This window comes from Paraburkholderia sp. BGA-UO-ETr-F21, assembly GCF_059567925.1.
Genome location: NZ_JCAQOY010000038.1, coordinates 228,710 through 246,742, shown reverse-complemented (window position 1 = coordinate 246,742; position 18,033 = coordinate 228,710). Strand labels below are relative to the sequence as shown.

Genomic DNA, 18,033 nt, shown 5'->3' with positions numbered 1-18,033 from the left:
CGACTTGCCGCCGGCCTGCGCTCACGCGTTCAGTGCTTGCCGTACAGCGTCACGACACACGCGCCGCCCAGGCCCAGGTTGTGTTGAAGCGCGAGCTTCGCGCCTTGCACCTGGCGCTGGTCAGCGGTGCCGCGCAACTGGTGGGTCAACTCATAACACTGCGCGAGGCCGGTCGCGCCCAACGGATGCCCCTTGGAAAGCAGGCCGCCCGACGGATTGACCACCACCTTGCCGCCGTACGTGTTGTCACCGTCGTTGACGAACTTCTCGGCGCCGCCTTCCGGGCAGAACCCAAGCGATTCGTAGCAGATGACTTCGTTGTGCGCGAAACAGTCGTGCAGTTCGCACACGTCGATGTCTTCCGGTCCGATACCGGCTTTTTCGTAGACCTTGTTCGCGGCCGAACGCGTCATGTGCGTGCCGACGTAGTTCAGCATCGACGGCGGATCGAACGAAGCCGGCGGATCCGTCGTGAGGGATTGCGCAACGATCTGCACACCCGTGCGCAAGCCATGCTTCTTCGCAAACTTCTCGGAGACGAGGATCGCCGCCGCGCCGCCACAAGTCGGCGGGCAGGCCATCAGACGCGTCATCACGCCGGGCATCAGCACCGTGTCGTTCATCACGTCTTCGGTCGTCACCTGTTTGCGGAACAGTGCGAGCGGGTTGTTGGCCGCGTGGCGGCTCGCCTTCGCGCGCACCGCGGCGAAGGTTTCCATGCGCGTGCCGTAACGCTGCATATGCTCGCGGCCCGCGCCGCCGAATGTGCGCAGCGCCTGCGGAAGATGCGCGAGGTCGGCGGTCAGGCCGTGCATGATCGGCACGAAACGCGCACGCGTCACTGGTCGGTCGTCCCAGTGCGATTTCAATGCACCGGCCTGCATCTGCTCGAAACCGAGCGCGAGCACGCAGTCGGCGTCGCCGGTCGCGATTGACTGGCGCGCGAGATAAAGCGCGGTCGAACCCGTCGAGCAATTGTTATTGACGTTAACGATCGGAATGCCCGTCATGCCCACTTCGTACAGCGCGGTCTGGCCGCACGTGGAGTCCCCGTAGACGTAGCCCGCGAATGCCTGCTGTACGAGGTCGTACGCAATGCCCGCATCGGCCAGCGCGCGGCGGGTCGCCTCAGCGCCCATTTCGGTGTAGCTCTGGCTCGCGCCGGGTTTGGCGAACTGGATCATGCCGACGCCCGCTACCAGTACTTTTTCGCTCATGATGCTGCCTCAAAAGGTAAGGAGACTTAAAGCTTGCGCGAGATCAGATCCCGCAGAACCTCGCTGGTCCCGCCGAAAATGCGCGTGACGCGCATGTCGGCAAAGGCACGGGCAATCGGATACTCCAGCATGTAGCCGTAACCGCCATGCAACTGGACCATTTCGTCGATGCACTTCCACATCGCTTCGGTCGCGAAGAGCTTGGCGATGGCCGCTTCCTGCAGCGTGAGCTTGCGCTCCATGTGTTCGCGGATGTAGTAATCGACCAGCGTGCGGACCGCGACGGCTTGCGCCTTCACATCGGCCAGCTTGAATTTGGTGTTCTGGAAGTCCCACACGGTTTGATTGAAAGCGCGACGGTCCTTCACGTATTGCAACGTCAGTTCGAGTTGCCGCTCCAGCTTCGCGGCGCAATACACCGCGATGATCAGGCGCTCTTGCGGCAACTCTTCCATCAGGTGAATGAAGCCGCCGTTCTCGTTACCGATCAGGTTGCTTGCCGGTACGCGCACGTTGTCGAAAAAGAGTTCGGCAGTGTCAGCCGCGGCCTGCCCGACTTTCTCGAGCTTGCGGCCACGGCGAAAACCGGCACGGTCGGTTTCGACCATGATCAGGCTCACGCCCTTCGCACCCGCCGACGGGTCGGTCTTGCAGACCACCACCACCATGTCGCAGTTCAGGCCGTTGGAGATGAAAGTCTTGCTGCCGTTGATCACGTAGTCGTCGCCATCGCGCACCGCTGTGGTACGGATCGACTTCAGATCAGAGCCCGTGCCGGGCTCGGTCATCGCGATGGCGAGAATCTTTTCGCCGCGGCAAATGGGCGGCAACCAGTTGCGTTTCTGCTCTTCGGTGCCGAGGCGCACGATGTACGGCGCGGTGATATCGGAGTGCACGGAATAGCTGAAACCCGACACGCCGGCACGATGCAGCTCTTCCGCGACGATCGCCGAATGACCGAAATCGCCGCCACCACCGCCGTATTCTTCCGGGACGGTCACACACAGCAGACCTTCCCGCCCCGCCTTCAACCACGTCTCGCGATCGACACAGCCGGCCTCGTCCCACTTCGCCTGACGCGGCAGGCATTCCCGTTCGAAGAAACGCCGCGCGGTTTCACGCAGCATCTCGTGATCCTCGCGATAGACATTACGTTTGACTTCCACCGCACGCTCCTTATCGATTGAATGCGTTGGCAGCGCTGACCGGGGTTGTCGGTCGGCTGCTTCCATAAACGCATTGTGCGTGGCGGGGGTGGGGAGCGAGCCTACCCCCGTAGAGTGGGGGTAGGCGGATGGAGGACTGCGGGTGAGACGGCGGTTATCGCGCGCCCGCGTCGCGCATCCTGGCGACGGCGCCGTCGCGGCCCGACACTTCGAGCTTTCTGTAGATGTTCTTCAGGTGCCATTTCACCGTATCGAGCGAAACGTCCATGACCCGCGCAATCTTCTTGTTGGGCAATGCAAGAGCAAGCAGACCCAGGACCTCGTTTTCGCGTTCGCTGAGCGACTGGATCGGCATGTGCATCGCAGGCGTCTGTGGCGCGGCAGGCGCCGTTGCCTGCCCGGCGTCGATCAGCCGTTGGGCATAGAAAGCGAGAACGGGATCGAAGCCCTGTTCCGACGGCAGCGGGTCGAGAATCTGCCGGCAGGGTCCAAGCTCGTCCAGCAGGCTGCGCATCAGCCCCAGCCTGTGCCCGAGACGCAGCGCCTCGACCAGATGCTCACGCGCCGCTCTCTCGTTGTGGCGCCCCATCTCGGCAATCGACATCTGCAACCGCAACCCGGCTACGCGGCACCACCGCCCTCCCGCTTCGGACAGCGCGCTGAGGGGCTTGAGCCGATTCATCGCGCCGTCGAAATCGTTCAGATGCAGGCACATGCGAATGCGCGCAAGATCGGCGCAGACGCTGATTTCCCATGCCGTGCTGCGTGCCGCGCCGGCATAACGCGCCGCGAGCGCTTCGCAGCGCAGCAGCGCCGCCTCGGCTTCATCGAGACTGCCTTCTTCCAGCAGCCAGCGCGAGCGCAAACAGAGTGCGTTGGCGAGGAGACGATCCACACCATGACGCTTCGCGTAGTCTTCGAGCCGATCGAGATAGTCGCGCGCCTCGAGCCGCCGGCCCGCGAACCAGTGCGCGCCGGCGAGCACCACCAGCGCCCGCAACACGGTGTCCGGAATCGACACACGCTCGAGCACGTCGATGCGTTCGTCCAACAGACCGAGTGCGGCATCGACATCGTTCAGTTCGTAGAGCGCTTCGCCAAGCAGCGCCGCGGCCATACACGCAATGCCGACGTAGGCCGGCCCCTGTTTTTCCGCTTCCGCCAGCACGTCGCAAAAGACCCGCTCGGCGAGCAGCACCTGCCCCTCGGCGGCGTGTGTCATACCGCTCATGCACCGGCCAAGCAGGATGCCGCGCGGCGCGCCGCCATGCGGCGCACCTTCCTCCAACACCTTGCGCGCCTGTTCATATTCACCACGATGGATGAACATCCACGAGAGGATATTGCCGCGACCCGCACGGGTGAAATCGTCCGCGTCCGCGGGAACGCGCTGCAGTTCAGGCAATAGCGCGACGACCGAATCCGTGTCGTCGCGCTGTAGCGCGAGGCCGCCGCGAAGCAGCGCGAGCGCGTAGCGCTGACGCGGGTCTGGCCGTTCGCTGCGCGACGCTATCTGCTGGATGCTCTGCATGAGCGCATCGGTTTCCCCCGCATACATTTGCAGATAGGCCGTGATCACGCGCAGATCGAAACGCGCCGTGATCTGCGCCGGAGGCAACCGGCGCACCAGGCCCGCCAGCTGCCGGAGTTCGCCGCGCGCGAGCAGATCGTGCGCGCAGCCCTCCACGAGGTCGGCGGCAGCCTGTGCGTTGTCGGCCAGCACGGCGTGATGCACGGCTTCGTCGACATAACCTTGCTCACTGAGCCACAGCCAGGCCGCCGCATGCAGTTCGCGCAATTCCGCGGCCGGCAGCCCGGCGACCCGGCGCTGCAGCACCTCGCGCAGCAGAGGATGCAGGCGATACCAGGTTTCGCCGTCCTGTCCGACACCAATCTGGCTGATGAACAGATTGTCGCCCTCCAGGCGACTGAGTCGGGAGGCGACGTCTGCAACCGCATCTGCATGCTGCATCAAGCTCGCGCAAAGACGTGCGCAAAATCGTTCGCACAACGCCGCGCGAGTGAGCAGAAGCAGATCGTCCGGCGCGAGGCGCACCAGCACTTCGCGTTCGAAGTAGCGCGCGAACGTCTCGGCGTCGCGCACCGTTGCAGGCGCGAAGGCCGCGCCTTTGCGGGTCTTCAGGTCGATCGCGAACAATTGCAGGCCCGCCGCCCAGCCGTCGGTCAGTTCATGCACGACCTGCGCGTCCCGTTTGGCGATGTCGCCGAGTTGTTCGCGCAAGAACCGCTCTGATTCTTCGGCCGAAAAGCGCAAATCCCGTCGATCGAGTTCGGTCGCGAGACCCTGCGAGCGCAGGCGCGCCAGCGAAACGGGCAACGCCCGCCGCGAAGCCAGTACGACATGAAGCTGTGGTGGCGCGTAATCGAGCAGCCAGCGCATCGCTTCGAGAATCCGGGCGTTCTGAAGGTAATGAACGTCGTCGAGCATCAGCACCAGCTCGCGCTTGCGGCGCGCAATCCCGCGAACGAGCGTGATCACCCAATGCTCGACCGCCGTCTCGTCGCTTTCACGGCCGACCAGCAATTCCGCTTCGCGCGCGATCGCCGGATCCACACTGGCAAGGCTCGCGAGCAGACCGTGAAAGAACGCGGTCAGGTCGTCGTCTTCAGGTGCGAGCGACAGCCAGGCCACGTCGAAATCCAGCGTCAGCATGGCTTGCCGCAGGGCCAGCATCGTGCTGGTTTTGGCGCTGCCGGCCGGCCCCTGAATCACCACGCAACGCTGCCGCCGCGCTTCGAGCAGGCGCGCCATCAAGGCTTCGCGCGGCATGAGCTGGCGCGCCGCCCGAGGCGGAATCAATCTCGTACCGGTGACGGGCTCGATAGCGAGTCTGGGGGAGACGCGCACGTCTCCTGAGTGTTCATTGGATTCGGACATACGGGGAAAGCTGAGAAACCGGATAACGTGAGAGAAGTCTCGCGACGCGTACCGTCACGCCGGAACGCGCTTTGCCGAGTATAGGAGTGCGACGCCACCCGTCGGGCAATTTAGCGCCCACCTACCCGATTCGGGTGGGTAAAAGGCGCAGGGAGGGTTCGACTCTATGGAAGCCGTGGGTCGCTTGTGCCGCGCTCAGTGAGCCAGCCATCCGCCGCCGCAGGCGCAATAGCGCATGCTTCTTGCTTCGGCAATGTGCTTGTCGGGAAGGCGACGCGCGATCATCCCGCAACGTGGCCGGACCTCCCCGCCAGTTCAGGGAGAGTCGTTATGCGAGGAATGAATGACACGGTACGCGCTGCAATTTTTGCCGTCGCGGTCTCACTGCTTTCGGCGTGCGGTGGGCACGATGGCAGTTCGAATAATGGCAGCACGGCGACGCCGGCAGGCGGCGTCCATCTGCAAATTGTCTCGTTCGGAGACAGCCTTTCGGATGTCGGAACCTACGCGCCAATCGCCGGCGCGGTTGGCGGAGGGCGTTTCACGACCAATCCCGGACAGGTGTGGACTCAGAATATCGCGCAATACTACGGCGACACGCTAAATGTCGCGTACACCATCGACATCACGCATAAGCTCAGCGCGCAAGGCGGCCTCGGCTATGCGGAGGGTGGCGCCACCGTGGCGACGCCGGCAAACCAGTCCGATTTTCTGACCAGCGTGATCGGCAACATCGAAATGCCGGTGAATCAGCAGGTTTCGAGCTATCTGGCCGCTCACGGGAGTTTCAACTCGAATCAACTGGTGCTCGTCTGGGCGGGCGCGAACGATGTGCTCCGCGCCGGGGCGCTGCCAGCTGCTGCGCAGACGATCAACACGGCGGCTGCGACCCTCGCTCAGGTTGTCGGTCAGATCGTCCAGAACGGCGCCACGCATGTCGTGGTGGTCAATCTGCCGAACATCGGACTGTCGCCGCACGGCATCGCCTCGTCCGATGGCGGGGCTAACTTGACCCAGTTATCGCAGCTGTTCAACAGCAGCCTGAACGCCGCGTTGCAGACCGATGGCCTGCAGGGCAAGGTCATCCAGATCGATTCCTATACCTGGCTGAATGGAATCATGGCGAATTTTCAGGCCAACGGCTTCGCCGTGTCGAACACCGGCGTTGCTTGCGACCCCAAGAAAACGCCCGACGACACGGCACTGCTGTGCTCGCCGCCAACCTACGTGAGCGCCAACGCGGACCAGACGTACATGTTCGCCGACGACCTTCATCCGACCACGCACCTGCACGCGCTATTCGCGCAGTACGTGGAGCACCAGATCGCCAGCACCGGTTTGGGTCATTGACGCAGCGCCCGGAGGCTGTCGATCCGATGAGCGCGGAGAAGTCCGCCGCGCAGCCCTTTTCGCCGATGCCTTGGGGGAAGCCGCTGGCCGCGATAGACCGTTCCCGCCCAATGTGCCGAAGCGGCCCTGTCGAATCGTTACAATGGCCAGATGACCTCCCCTAACAGCATCAAGTGCCGGACATACTGACTTCCCATTTCTGGAGTGGCGACGCCATGCGCAGTCGACGCGTGAGCGACATCGTGCTCTCAGGCTCGCTCGACGTACCTGTCCCACCTGTACGCCTGCTTGCGGATTGGGAACGGGAAATAGCGTCGCACATGGTCCTCGAACCCGGAGACGTGGAAGCCATGCCTCTTGCGCGAGCGCGGATGCGCTGGCCCGACTATTCGCGCTGCGTGCAGGCCGTGTCCGACTGGACCTCCGCGCTAGGAATACCCGCGGTGCTTGCCGCCAGCGACGTCGCCCTGATGGCCTGCCGCGGCGCGCGGTATCACCATGACGCCGAGCAATATGGCAGTGCGGCCTTCTGCAATCTCTTCATGAGTGAGGACAAGGGGCTGGACCTGCATTTCCCGTCTTTGGGCCGGCGCATTCCTCTCTCGCGAGGAACGGTCGTGATATTCGACACGGGCCAGCCTCATGGCGTCATTCAGCGCCACAGCAGCGGTTTTGATGCGGCCGAGTTCGCGCCTGATCGGGATTGCACCCAGATCTTCCTGACCTGGGAGCTCCCCATCGAAAATACCCATGTGGCGCATGCACTGGGTGTCGCCTTCGACACCGCCCCTTCGACCTCATTGCACCTGGATGCGGAACAAATCCGGGTGAACGGCGAACAGGCCATTGTGTGCCCCGATTCCGGCCGCTGGTGCCGGGCTGACTGATCGTCGGGGCCAGACCTCAGCGGTTTCGCGGAGAATTATTCGACGGCCCCGCCTGGGGCAGCATGCGTTGCAGTACGTGGTCTTTCAGGACAACGCGATGGAACACCGCCGCGGCGACATGCAGCGCAATCAGCGCGAACAGCACCCATGCGAGAACGCCGTGCACATCACCCATTTCGTGGCCAAAAGCCGAGCCCTGTTCGCTGAGTGCCGGATATGGCACAAGGCCCAGCAAACTGACTGTCCAGCCGCGTGAAGACGCGTTGATCCAGCCAAGCAGCGGCACCACCACCAGCGCAGCGTAAAGCAGAAAATGCGTGATTCGCGAGACGACGCTCAATAGCGGCGGCAACTCGTCCGGCGTCGGCCAGTGAGTCAAACGCCAGAGCACTCTAATCACCATAACGGCGATCAGCGCCGAGCCGACGCCGAGATGCCAGGCAATCAGGCCAACGGGCTGTGTGTCCTTGTGTATGTCCGGCATCGTCCAGCCGATCACGAACTGCACCGCGATCAACAGGACAGTTAGCCAATGTAGCGTGCGTGCGACTGCGTCATAGGCCGGACGCGTACCTTGCTGAACTTTAGCCACTCCCTCTCCTCGATGTTTCCCGTACCGCATTGAATTGATAAAACGCGTGGCCGGCAACCCAGATCCACTGCCGACAAACAGCTATCCATTCTAAACAATCCTAACGGCCTTATCTTAAGGAAATCTGATGCCGCGCATGGAACCGGAAAATTGGCCAATGCCGTGTCCCGCCACCTGATAGGCAGGCTTCTTGCTGCACAGCTTCGAGCAGCATCCCCAAAGCCGATCGCCAAGAGAAAAAATGCGCCTATTCAAACATCTGGTAGTTTTACTATTCTTGCCGCTGACCGCGTGCGCGATCGGCCCAGCGAGTTCTGCTGATAACGGTTTCGGTGCCTCGCCCGCTATGCCGGCTCCGCAATCGACGCTGCTTCCGATGGTCAACATCGCACCTGTTCAGGCGCGCCCAGATGGCTCTATGCCGAGCGCCCCCGACGGTTTTTCCGTCACCCGGTTCGCCGGCGGCCTCGCGCACCCACGCTGGATTTACACGCTGCCCAACGGTGACGTGCTCGTGGCGGAAAGCGATGCGCCGAAAGAACACGACGAAGGAAGCGGCCTGTTCGGCTGGGTCAGACGGCAGGTGATGAAGCGCGCGGGCGCGGGCTTGAGCAGTCCCGATCGTATCGTGCTACTACGCGACGCGAACAACACGGGTGTTGCCCAGATGCAAACCGTGTTTATTGGCGGCCTGCATTCGCCGTTCGGAATGGCGCTGATTGGCAATGAACTCTACGTGGCCGATACGGACGCTCTCCTGCGCTTCGACTATGTCGAAGGCGCCACACAGATCACCGGCCCCGGGGTCAAGGTCGCCGATTTGCCCGCCGGTCCGATCAACCACCACTGGACCAAGAATATTCTCGCCGACCGCTCGGGCAAGCACCTCTACATCACGGTGGGATCGAATAGCAACGCGGGCGAAAATGGCATCGACGCCGAGCAGGACCGCGCACGGATACTCGAGTTCGACGTGAAAACCGGCGGTTTGCGTCCGTATGCGACGGGACTGCGCAATCCCAATGGCCTCTCGTGGCAACCCGACAGCGGCGCATTGTGGACGGCGGTCAACGAGCGGGACGAGCTGGGCAACAACCTCGTACCGGACTACATGACCGCGGTAAAAGACGGCGCGTTTTATGGCTTTCCCTACAGCTACTACGGGCAGCACGTCGACCTGCGAGTCAAACCTCAACGTCCCGACCGGGTCGCTGCCGCGATTGCACCGGACTATGCGCTCGGCAATCATACGGCTTCGCTAGGTCTCGTCTTTTACGACCGAACGCTGTTTCCCGCGCACTATCGAGGCGGCGCATTTGTCGGCCAGCACGGTTCGTGGAACCGCAAGCCGCACGCTGGTTACAAGGTCGTGTTCGTGCCTTTCGCCGATGGAAAACCTGCTGGCGCCCCTGAGGATTTCCTGAGCGGCTTTCTGACCGCGGATGGCCATGCGGTAGGACGGCCCGTTGGCGTCGCACTGGATGGGCACGGCGCGTTGCTCGTGGCGGACGACGTAGGTAACACCGTCTGGCGAATCGCGCCACGTGGCAGCATGTAACGGACGCGTACTTGTGCGAACGGGCTGCGGGAACGACCAAGGTCGATGCTGACGTTCAGACGTGCCCGATTTACAGCCCGACTCACAGCCCGATTCACAGCCCGATCGCATTACCCATGTCAAACCAGTTGATCCTGGTCAACAGCCTCCAGCACCCAAGGCGCCAAATAGACGTTGATGACCCCACTGCACCATCTGCCATGTCCCTTTCAAAGATCGGGGCGGGAGAGTGGTCGCCAATGGCCGTCAATCCGCGTCACTAGCGGACAGAACTTTTCTTTGACACCTTGACCTTCTGGAGGTACCAGCATGAAAAGAATTCTCCCGGCCCTATTGATTGCGCTCGCGTCTGTCGGCACGACGCAGGCTTGGGCTCAAAACGCCGCACCGTCCGGCGCAAAGAGCGCTGAATCCAGCGACACCATAGTGCAAATGAGAAGCGAAATCCGTGCGGCAAATGAAACTTACCGCGCGAAAGTACGCGCGGCGAACAAAGTCCGCGATCGTGAAGTTGCCAAGGCGCAGGCCGAGCGGAACAAGGCCATCGAGGCGGCCCAGTCGGGGGGAGGTAGTAGCTGAAGTGGTCAGAAGCCGACTGTGGCGTACGTCGCAGTCGGCGGTTTTATTGCGCCACTTCTCATCCAAACCAACGGAGTTCCTGTGGAAGAGCGGATAAAGCATCTCTTGAACCAGATCAGCGAACTTGAATCCGAACTGCAAACGGAGCTGCATCAACGCGAAATCAAGCTTTTCTATCGAATCACCGGCAAACGTGTCGAATTCGACGAAGCGGTCGGCAAGGTCCACCGGGAATTGAAAGTGGGCATTGTTAGCTGGATTCTTTCCAGCCGTCCACAGAACTTTCTCGCGGCTCCGTTCGTTTATGGGCTCGTTTTCCCTCTGCTATTTCTCGATGTTTGCATTTCGGCCTACCAGGCGATCTGCTTCCCGATCTACGGTATCGTCAAAGTCAAACGGGCAGACTATATCGTGATGGACCGCTGGCAACTGCGCTATCTGAACTTTATGGAACGATTCCATTGCGCGTATTGTGAATATGCCAACGGCCTCATCGCTTACGCTACAGAAATCGCCGCGCGCACTGAGCAGTACTGGTGCCCCATCAAACACGCTCGCAAAGTGTTAGGCACTCATGCAAGGTATGAGCGATTTCTGACTTATGGCAAAGCAGAACAGTATCAGGCACATCTTGCGCAGTTTCGCGACGCACTGCGTAAGCAGGAATAGTAGCGCGTGGCGGGCTGGCCTCCTGAAGTGCATGGATGGTTCAGATTGCTTCGAGACCACCATCCTCAAGGAGGTTGTGGTGCACCGCGTATCGCACAAGGGCCGCGTCGTTAGGAAGGCTCGATTTCTCCAGAATCTTCGTCCTGTGGGTGCTGACCGTTTTCGCGCTCAACCCTAGTTTCTCGGCGATAGCAGTCACAGATTCGCCTGCTGCAATCAGAAGAAACACTTCAAATTCCCTCGCCGACAACCGCTGGTGAGGCAATGCAGAACACGTATCGGCGAGGCCGTGGGCGAATTGATCGGCCATTGCAACACTCACATATATACCGCCTGTGCCAACCTTTCTTGCGGCGTCGAGGAATTCCGCCGCCGAGCAATTTTTGGTGATATACCCGGATGCTCCCGCTTTGAATGCACGAGCCGCAAATGATTCCTCCGCGCGCATGGTGACCACGAGAACACGCAGTGCGGGATTTTCGCTCTTGATCAGGGAAATGAGATCAAGTCCGTGGACGCCAGGCATGAGCAAGCCGAGCGTCAGGACGGCCGCATCGGTTGTTCTCGCAAGCGAGAGCGTGCTTGCGCCATCAACGGCCTCGCCAACGATGCTGAAGTCCCCCGCGCAACGGAGAATCGCGCGTAAACCCTCCCGCACGACACCGTGCGCATCGGCTATTGCTACCTTGATCATGGAAAACTCTCATGGAAAGGGAGCGTGATTACCCTTTCATCATGTTCCGTTGACTGCGCATGTCGAACGCTATTTTGTAACTGTCCGGACCTTCCGGTTTGTTTCTTGCAGAGAGAGGATTTCACCTGTGATCGCGTCGAACCGGGTAGTTATGTTTTAGAACATGGCAGCCTTGTTTGCGATGTGTTGAAAACATGTTTCGAATGAATCGAATGTCAAAGGCTAATGAACCGCTATCGACCCGGCCAGGACGCTCAACCTGAGCGAGTCGACAGTCTTCGTCTTCCTCATTGGCGACGATATATCAGCAATCTTCCTCCCACGCTACCGCTACTCAATCATCTGCCAGCGGACTGCGCGACGTCTCCTTACTCGCGAGCATGGCCACCAGTGCAACGCCTGCCGCGCCAACCAGATACCACGCCGGCGCGAGCTTGTTGCCCGTCACGCCGATCAACCACGTGGCGACCAGCGGCGCCGTGCCGCCGAATAGCGCATTCGCCGCATTGAAGCAGAACGCAAATCCGCTATAGCGTACGCGCGTCGGAAAGATTTCGGACAGAAAGCACGGCAGCGTACCGTCGTTCATCGTTAGCAACGCGCCGAAGGCAATCTGAATCATCACAATCGTCACGAAGTTCGCGCCAACCAGGCTCTTGAAAAGCGGCACGGTCAGCACCGCGAACAGAATCGACGCGCCAATCAACATGGTCTTGCGGCCGACGCGATCGGACAGCGCCCCCATCAGGAAGATGAGCCCGATGTATGCGGCAAGCGAAATCGTTGCGGCGATGAACGACTCCGTTTCGCCCACGCCCATTTCCGTCGACAGATACGTCGGCATATAGCTGAGCACCAGATAAAACGCCACCGCATTCAGGCAGGTCACGCCGAAAGCGACCAGCATCTTGCCGCGATGTACGCTCATCAACTCTTTTACCGGTGCGCGCGGAACGTGATGCGACGCTTCCATGGCCTTGAACTTTGGCGTGTCTTCGAGACGCACGCGAATATATCGCCCAATCAGTCCGAATGGCGCGGCAAGGAGGAACGGCAAACGCCAGCCGAACGAGTGCAGTTGTTCTGTCGTCAGCACGCCGTGCAACACCGCCACGAACACCGAGCCGAACAGCAGCCCCGCCGCGGTGCTCGCCGGCACGATGCTCGTATAGACGCCGCGTTTGCCCTCGGGCGCGTACTCGGCGAGGAAAGCGGACGCGCCGGCATATTCTCCGGAAGCCGAAAAGCCCTGCACCACGCGAACCAGCAGAAGCAGGACCGGCGCGAGCACGCCGACTTGCGCGTACGTAGGCAGAAACGCGATGACGAATGTCGAGCAGGACATGATCAGGATAGAAAGCGAGAGTGCCGTTCTACGCCCGATCTTGTCGCCGAAATGGCCCCAGACTATGCCGCCAATCGGCCTGACGATAAATGAAATCGCGAACACGCCGTACGCGGCAAGCAGTCCTGTCGCCGAATCCGTCTTCGGGAAAAAGACGACCGCAATGATCGTCGCAAGATAGCCGTACGACGCGTAATCGAACCATTCGACAAAGTTGCCGATAAAGCTCGCCGTCGCTGCGCGTTTGAGCAGACGTCCGTCGGCATGGTTACGCCCCTCTGCGGCGCCCGATCCTTGCAATGGGGCGACGCCACCCGGCGCCATCACGCCGGCACCTGCTGAATGACCTGAAACCGCTTTTCTGGTACTCATCTACGATCTCCAAACGTGAAAGCATGAGACTGCCGGGTTGTGTTGACGACTCTTGCGACGGTCTCTACGGGTCTCGTTTGCTCGACACACGCGTAGGCCGTTTGCGCCAATCATCAGTAGCCAAGTGCGCTGTGGTTCCGGTCAGCTTGACGCCGAGCGCCCGCACCGGTTGGTAGGGTTAGCGTCAATCGGGGCACGAGCAAATTCGAAAGTGCTGCCGCTCACCTCGCGGCTTACGCTCAAAAACCCGCATACACCGGAAAGCGTGCGCACAATTGCGACACCTGTTCGCGCACACGGTTTTCGGTTTCTGCGTCGTTAAGGTTGTCGAGCAGGTCGCAGATCAGCGTCGCGGTCAGTGCCGCTTCCGCCTCTCCGAATCCGCGCGTCGTGATCGCGGGTGTGCCGATGCGGATGCCGCTTGTCACGAAGGGCGACTGCGGATCGTTCGGCACCGCATTCTTGTTGACCGTGATATGCGCGCGCCCGAGCGCAGCGTCCGCGTCTTTGCCGGTGATGCCGTTTGCGATCAGGCTCACCAGGAACAGATGATCGTCGGTCCCGCCGGACACGACGTCGTAGCCGCGCTCGTTGAATACGGTCACCATCGCACGTGCATTCGCCAGCGTTGCCTGTTGATAGGCCCTGAATTCCGGGCCCGACGCTTCCTTGAACGCCACCGCCTTGGCTGCGATTACGTGCATCAATGGGCCACCCTGCGTGCCGGGAAACACCATCGAGCTCAGCTTTTTCTCGATCGCGTCGTTCGCCTTCGTGAGAATCAGGCCGCCACGTGGCCCGCGCAGTGTCTTGTGCGTGGTCGTCGTGACCACGTCCGCAAACGGCAGCGGGTTCGGATAAAGGCCTGCCGCAACCAGTCCCGCCACATGCGCCATATCGACGAAAAGATAAGCGCCCACACGATCCGCAATCTGCCGGAAACGCGCAAAGTCGAGTACACGCGAGTAAGCGGAGAAGCCGGCCACGATCATTTTCGGCTGATGTTCGACGGCCAGACGTTCAATCTCGTCGTAGTCGATCAGACCGGTTTGCGGATCCACGCCGTATTGCACGGCGTTGTAGAGCTTGCCCGAGAAGGACACCTTCGCGCCGTGTGTGAGGTGGCCGCCATGCGCGAGACTCATGCCGAGAACCGTGTCGCCGGGTGCGAGGAGTGCCAGATACACCGCCGCGTTGGCCTGAGAGCCGCTATGTGGCTGCACGTTTGCATAATCCGCACCGAAGAGAAGCTTGGCGCGCTCGATAGCCAGCGACTCGACCACGTCCACGTGCTCGCAGCCGCCGTAATACCGCTTGCCCGGATAGCCCTCCGCGTACTTGTTCGTCAGCACCGAACCCTGCGCTTCCAGCACACGCGGGCTCGCGTAGTTTTCCGACGCAATCAGTTCGATATGCGCTTCCTGACGCTTGCGCTCGAAGCGCATTGCGTCGGACAACTCCGGATCGAATCCGGCGATGGTCTGTTCTTTTGAAAACATCGAAACGTCTCCTGCAACATCATGTTTACGCCTGCGGCCCCAGCCGCAGGACCAGGTCGCGACTGATCCGGTTCAGCCCCTAGCGAGCTTTGATGATGTTGTGGTCCGGGCCGTACTTGAAACCGGTGATGTTGGTCGCGTCTTTTTCGCCCACCACCAGGATGTCGTGCTCGCGGTAACCGCCCGCACCGGGCAAGCCTTGCGGCACCATGATCATCGGCTCCATTGAAACGACCATGTTCGGTTCGAGTACGGTGTCGATGTCTTCACGCAGTTCGAGCCCCGCTTCGCGGCCGTAGTAGTGCGAAAGCACACCGAACGAATGGCCGTAGCCAAACGTGCGGTATTGCAGCAGGTTGTATTCCGCGTAAATCTTGTTCAATTCGTGAGCGATATCGCTGCAACGGGCACCGGGTTTGATCAGCTTCAAACCGGCTTCATGCACTTCGACGTTGACCTTCCACAACCGCAAATGCGCATCGGAACAGTGATCGAAGAACATGGTGCGCTCGAGCGCCGTGTAGTACCCGGCAATCATCGAGAAGCAGTTCAGGCTGAGAATGTCGCCCTTCTGCACTTTGCGCGTAGTGACCGGATTGTGGGCACCGTCCGTGTTGATTCCGGACTGGAACCATGTCCACGTATCCATCAGTTCGGAATCGGGGAAACGTTCGGCGATTTCGCGCACCATCGCCTGAGTCGAGGCCAGCGCGACTTCATGTTCGGGCACGCCTTCGTGCACGGCCGCCGCGAGGGCCGCGCCGCCCACGTCGCAAACGTTGGCACCGTGCTTGATGACTTCGATTTCTTCGGCCGACTTGATCATGCGCATGCGCATGGTCTGCGCGCTGATATCCACGAACTCCACGGACGGTAGCGCCGCTTTGAGTTTCTCCAGCACCTCCACCGGCACGTGATCGAACTCGATGCCGACGCGCCCCCTGTTAGCGATTTCCTGCTGCACGCCGCGAAAGAAGTTGTCGCGCTGCCAGTCTGTATAGACCACGTTGTAGTCGCCAACCGTTCGACGCCATGGCTGGCCACCGTCGATATTCGCCGAGATGGAGACCACTTTCCCCGGCGTCACGACGAGCCCGTACTTACGGCCGAACGAGCAATACAGGAAGTCCGCGTAGTAGTTGATGTTGTGATACGACGTGAATAGCACGGCGTCGATATTCTCGTTGGCCATCAACGCGCGCAGCTTGCCTTGGCGGTTCGCATATTCCGCATCCGAGAAGGTGTGTTTTACCTTTTCGCCATTCTCGATTCGAATCAGATTTTCCAGCTTCATGCGCTCGCTCCTTGGTGAAAACGCCAGTAGGTGTGAGCGAATGGTAGGAGTTCGGTGGTTTCGAAAGTTTTCTAAAGCGACACTACATTTATTGATTTCGACATCGAGGGTTTACCACGGCGGGGGGCCTTACGGCTTTACAGTGCGTTCTGGTAGCGCCGGCGGTCCGCCATCGGCGAGATCTGGAACTGCGCCTTGTAGCGCGTCGCGAAGTGCGTCATGGAAGCGAAGCCAGTGCGCGCGCACACTTCTTCGAGCGGCTTGCCGGTGCGATAGAGCAACTGCCGGGCACGCAGCAGCCGGATCTCCAGATACGCTTGAGCCGGCGTCTTGCCGAGCCGCTCACTGAACCAGCGCTCGAGCTGGCGTTGCGAGACGCCCAGATAAGAAGCGACTTCCGCCACGGAGAGTGGCTCTTCCACGTTGCTCTCCATGATTTGCAGCGCCTCGTCGAGCTTGACATGTTCGGCGCCCATGTATTGCCGCAGCGACGTACGTTGCCGCTGCTCGTGACTGCGCCGCTCGGCAACCAGCAATTCGAGCACGCGCGCAGCAAGTGACCGGCTGCCGGGCGCCATGCCGAGCAGATGCACCATCAGGTCCAGTGGCGCGACGCCGCCGCTGCAGGTATAGCGGTCACGATCCACCTCGTAGAGACGGTTGGAGACGATCAGTTTCGGGAATTGCCCTAGCAATACATCCTGATCTTCCCAGTGAATCGTGCAGCGGTAGCCATTCAGCAAACCCGCACGGGCGAGAAAGTAGCTGCCCGTGTCGAGACCGCCTAACGCCGTGCCGCTGCGTGCGTGCAGACGGAGCCAGTCAAGCACCGCGCCAATGCCCTTGCGTGGAATCGGATTGGGGCCGACCACGAACACGGCGTCGAACGACCCCGAGTCGGCGATCGTTGCATCGGGCAGGACCTTGATGCCGTCGCTGGACTGCGCATAGTCCCCGCCCGTTCCGATCAATTGATAGTCGTAGACTCTGCGCCCAACGATCATGTTCGCGATTCGCAAAGGATCGACTGCGGCGCCGAGCGCGATCAGGGAGAAATTGTCTAGCAGCAGAAATCCATATTTTCTGACGCCAAGGTCATGCAGCCCGTTCGGGTTGGATTCTTCAGACGCGACCACAGTGGCTGGCATAAATGGAGTGCGGACGGGACGAACAATGGAAGGCGCTTGATGGTGCAGCCACCATCATAACGGCGTTTCCTTCGACTGCCGCAGAGATCAAAATCCCCGCCGAACAAGGCCTCGGCGCTTTCTGTCAATCTTGTAATCAAGCGGTGGGCGTCACGTCACCTTCAAAGTCGCAATATGGTGTCCAGACGTTCACGGAAAGCGAGCCCGGAGCGCCTCTCTCCGAAGACAGTTCGACATGCAGCCCCAAGTATTCTCGCAAAATGCTCGCCAGTTAAACATCGCATTTATTTAGGAGTATCAAATCATGAAGAAAGCTCTTGTTTGTCTCGCCCTCGCCGCAAGCGCCCTGTCCGCACCGATGCTCGCCCTCGCGCAATCAAACGCGCCGGTGACACGCGCCGAAGTTCGCAGCGATCTCGTGAAGATTGAAAAGGCAGGCTACAACCCGGCCGAACGTGATGACGCCACCTATCCGGCGGACATCCAGGCCGCAGAAGCGAAGGTAGTGGCGCAAACCAGCCAGCAACAGGCGACGCAGGGTTATGGCGGTTTGGCGCACAGCGGCAGTTCGTCCTCGGGTTCGCGCTCGTACGCCGCGACGCATTCCAACTGCGTCGGTCCGGCCAGCTTCTGTACGCCGTACTTCGGCAGCTGAATGGTGCCGTCTCAGGTCTCTTTCAGGTCTCGTGCCGTCACTGAGCGCACGGGGCCTGACTGGATCCTGATGTGATCTTCGCCATTTGATTTTCACCACCACTCACTCG

The 18,033-nt window shown here is 60.8% G+C and carries 15 protein-coding genes; 6 read left to right on the top strand and 9 right to left on the bottom strand.

Features of this window, described 5'->3' with window-relative positions; genetic code table 11:
* Positions 1-29 precede the first annotated feature (29 nt).
* The 3 genes from AC57B1_RS29250 to AC57B1_RS29240 all read right to left on the bottom strand — a co-directional run bounded on the left by AC57B1_RS29250 (position 30) and on the right by AC57B1_RS29240 (position 5,282).
* The gene (locus AC57B1_RS29250) at positions 30-1,217 is read right to left on the bottom strand and encodes a lipid-transfer protein (protein ID WP_496419420.1); all 1,188 of its coding nucleotides are present in this window, start codon (positions 1,215-1,217) and stop codon (positions 30-32) included.
* 26 nt (positions 1,218-1,243) lie between these two features.
* Positions 1,244-2,383: an acyl-CoA dehydrogenase family protein gene (locus tag AC57B1_RS29245; protein WP_408482224.1), complete on the bottom strand. Its 1,140-nt coding sequence runs from the start codon at positions 2,381-2,383 to the stop codon at positions 1,244-1,246.
* A 154-nt stretch (positions 2,384-2,537) separates the two neighbouring features.
* On the bottom strand, positions 2,538-5,282 hold the full coding sequence (locus AC57B1_RS29240; protein ID WP_496419419.1) for a winged helix-turn-helix domain-containing protein: 2,745 nt from the start codon (positions 5,280-5,282) through the stop codon (positions 2,538-2,540).
* 330 nt (positions 5,283-5,612) lie between these two features.
* Between AC57B1_RS29240 and AC57B1_RS29235 the strand changes: the two genes are divergently transcribed.
* On the top strand, positions 5,613-6,632 hold the full coding sequence (locus AC57B1_RS29235; RefSeq protein ID WP_408183766.1) for an SGNH/GDSL hydrolase family protein: 1,020 nt from the start codon (positions 5,613-5,615) through the stop codon (positions 6,630-6,632).
* Positions 6,633-6,847: 215 nt separating this feature from the next.
* Entirely contained in the window at positions 6,848-7,519 is a 672-nt protein-coding gene (locus tag AC57B1_RS29230) for a hypothetical protein (protein WP_496419418.1), read from the top strand.
* A 16-nt stretch (positions 7,520-7,535) separates the two neighbouring features.
* Here AC57B1_RS29230 and AC57B1_RS29225 read toward each other — a convergent pair whose 3' ends face one another.
* The gene (locus tag AC57B1_RS29225; protein WP_408348742.1) at positions 7,536-8,111 is read right to left on the bottom strand and encodes a cytochrome b; all 576 of its coding nucleotides are present in this window, start codon (positions 8,109-8,111) and stop codon (positions 7,536-7,538) included.
* 241 nt (positions 8,112-8,352) lie between these two features.
* Between AC57B1_RS29225 and AC57B1_RS29220 the strand changes: the two genes are divergently transcribed.
* From AC57B1_RS29220 to AC57B1_RS29210, 3 genes are all read left to right on the top strand, one after another.
* Positions 8,353-9,669 (top strand): PQQ-dependent sugar dehydrogenase, encoded by a 1,317-nt coding sequence (locus AC57B1_RS29220; protein WP_496419417.1) that lies wholly within the window; start codon positions 8,353-8,355, stop codon positions 9,667-9,669.
* Between the two features lie 309 nt (positions 9,670-9,978).
* Positions 9,979-10,248, top strand: coding sequence for a hypothetical protein (locus AC57B1_RS29215; protein ID WP_408348747.1), 270 nt, complete (start codon positions 9,979-9,981; stop codon positions 10,246-10,248).
* 18 nt (positions 10,249-10,266) lie between these two features.
* Complete coding sequence (locus AC57B1_RS29210) at positions 10,267-10,917, top strand: hypothetical protein (RefSeq protein WP_408348750.1); 651 nt, start codon at positions 10,267-10,269, stop codon at positions 10,915-10,917.
* Positions 10,918-10,957: 40 nt separating this feature from the next.
* Here AC57B1_RS29210 and AC57B1_RS29205 read toward each other — a convergent pair whose 3' ends face one another.
* From AC57B1_RS29205 to AC57B1_RS29185, 5 genes are all read right to left on the bottom strand, one after another.
* On the bottom strand, positions 10,958-11,611 hold the full coding sequence (locus tag AC57B1_RS29205; RefSeq protein ID WP_408348753.1) for a response regulator: 654 nt from the start codon (positions 11,609-11,611) through the stop codon (positions 10,958-10,960).
* A 334-nt stretch (positions 11,612-11,945) separates the two neighbouring features.
* Positions 11,946-13,328 (bottom strand): MFS transporter, encoded by a 1,383-nt coding sequence (locus AC57B1_RS29200; RefSeq protein ID WP_408348756.1) that lies wholly within the window; start codon positions 13,326-13,328, stop codon positions 11,946-11,948.
* A 239-nt stretch (positions 13,329-13,567) separates the two neighbouring features.
* Positions 13,568-14,827 (bottom strand): serine hydroxymethyltransferase, encoded by a 1,260-nt coding sequence (gene glyA / locus AC57B1_RS29195; protein WP_408348759.1) that lies wholly within the window; start codon positions 14,825-14,827, stop codon positions 13,568-13,570.
* Between the two features lie 79 nt (positions 14,828-14,906).
* Positions 14,907-16,121, bottom strand: coding sequence for a M24 family metallopeptidase (locus AC57B1_RS29190; protein WP_408348762.1), 1,215 nt, complete (start codon positions 16,119-16,121; stop codon positions 14,907-14,909).
* Between the two features lie 137 nt (positions 16,122-16,258).
* A complete protein-coding gene (locus tag AC57B1_RS29185; RefSeq protein WP_408348765.1) occupies positions 16,259-17,269 on the bottom strand; it encodes a GlxA family transcriptional regulator in 1,011 nt (336 codons plus the stop codon).
* A gap of 304 nt (positions 17,270-17,573) precedes the next feature.
* Between AC57B1_RS29185 and AC57B1_RS29180 the strand changes: the two genes are divergently transcribed.
* Positions 17,574-17,924: a DUF4148 domain-containing protein gene (locus tag AC57B1_RS29180; RefSeq protein ID WP_408183746.1), complete on the top strand. Its 351-nt coding sequence runs from the start codon at positions 17,574-17,576 to the stop codon at positions 17,922-17,924.
* The last annotated feature ends 109 nt before the right edge of the window (positions 17,925-18,033 follow it).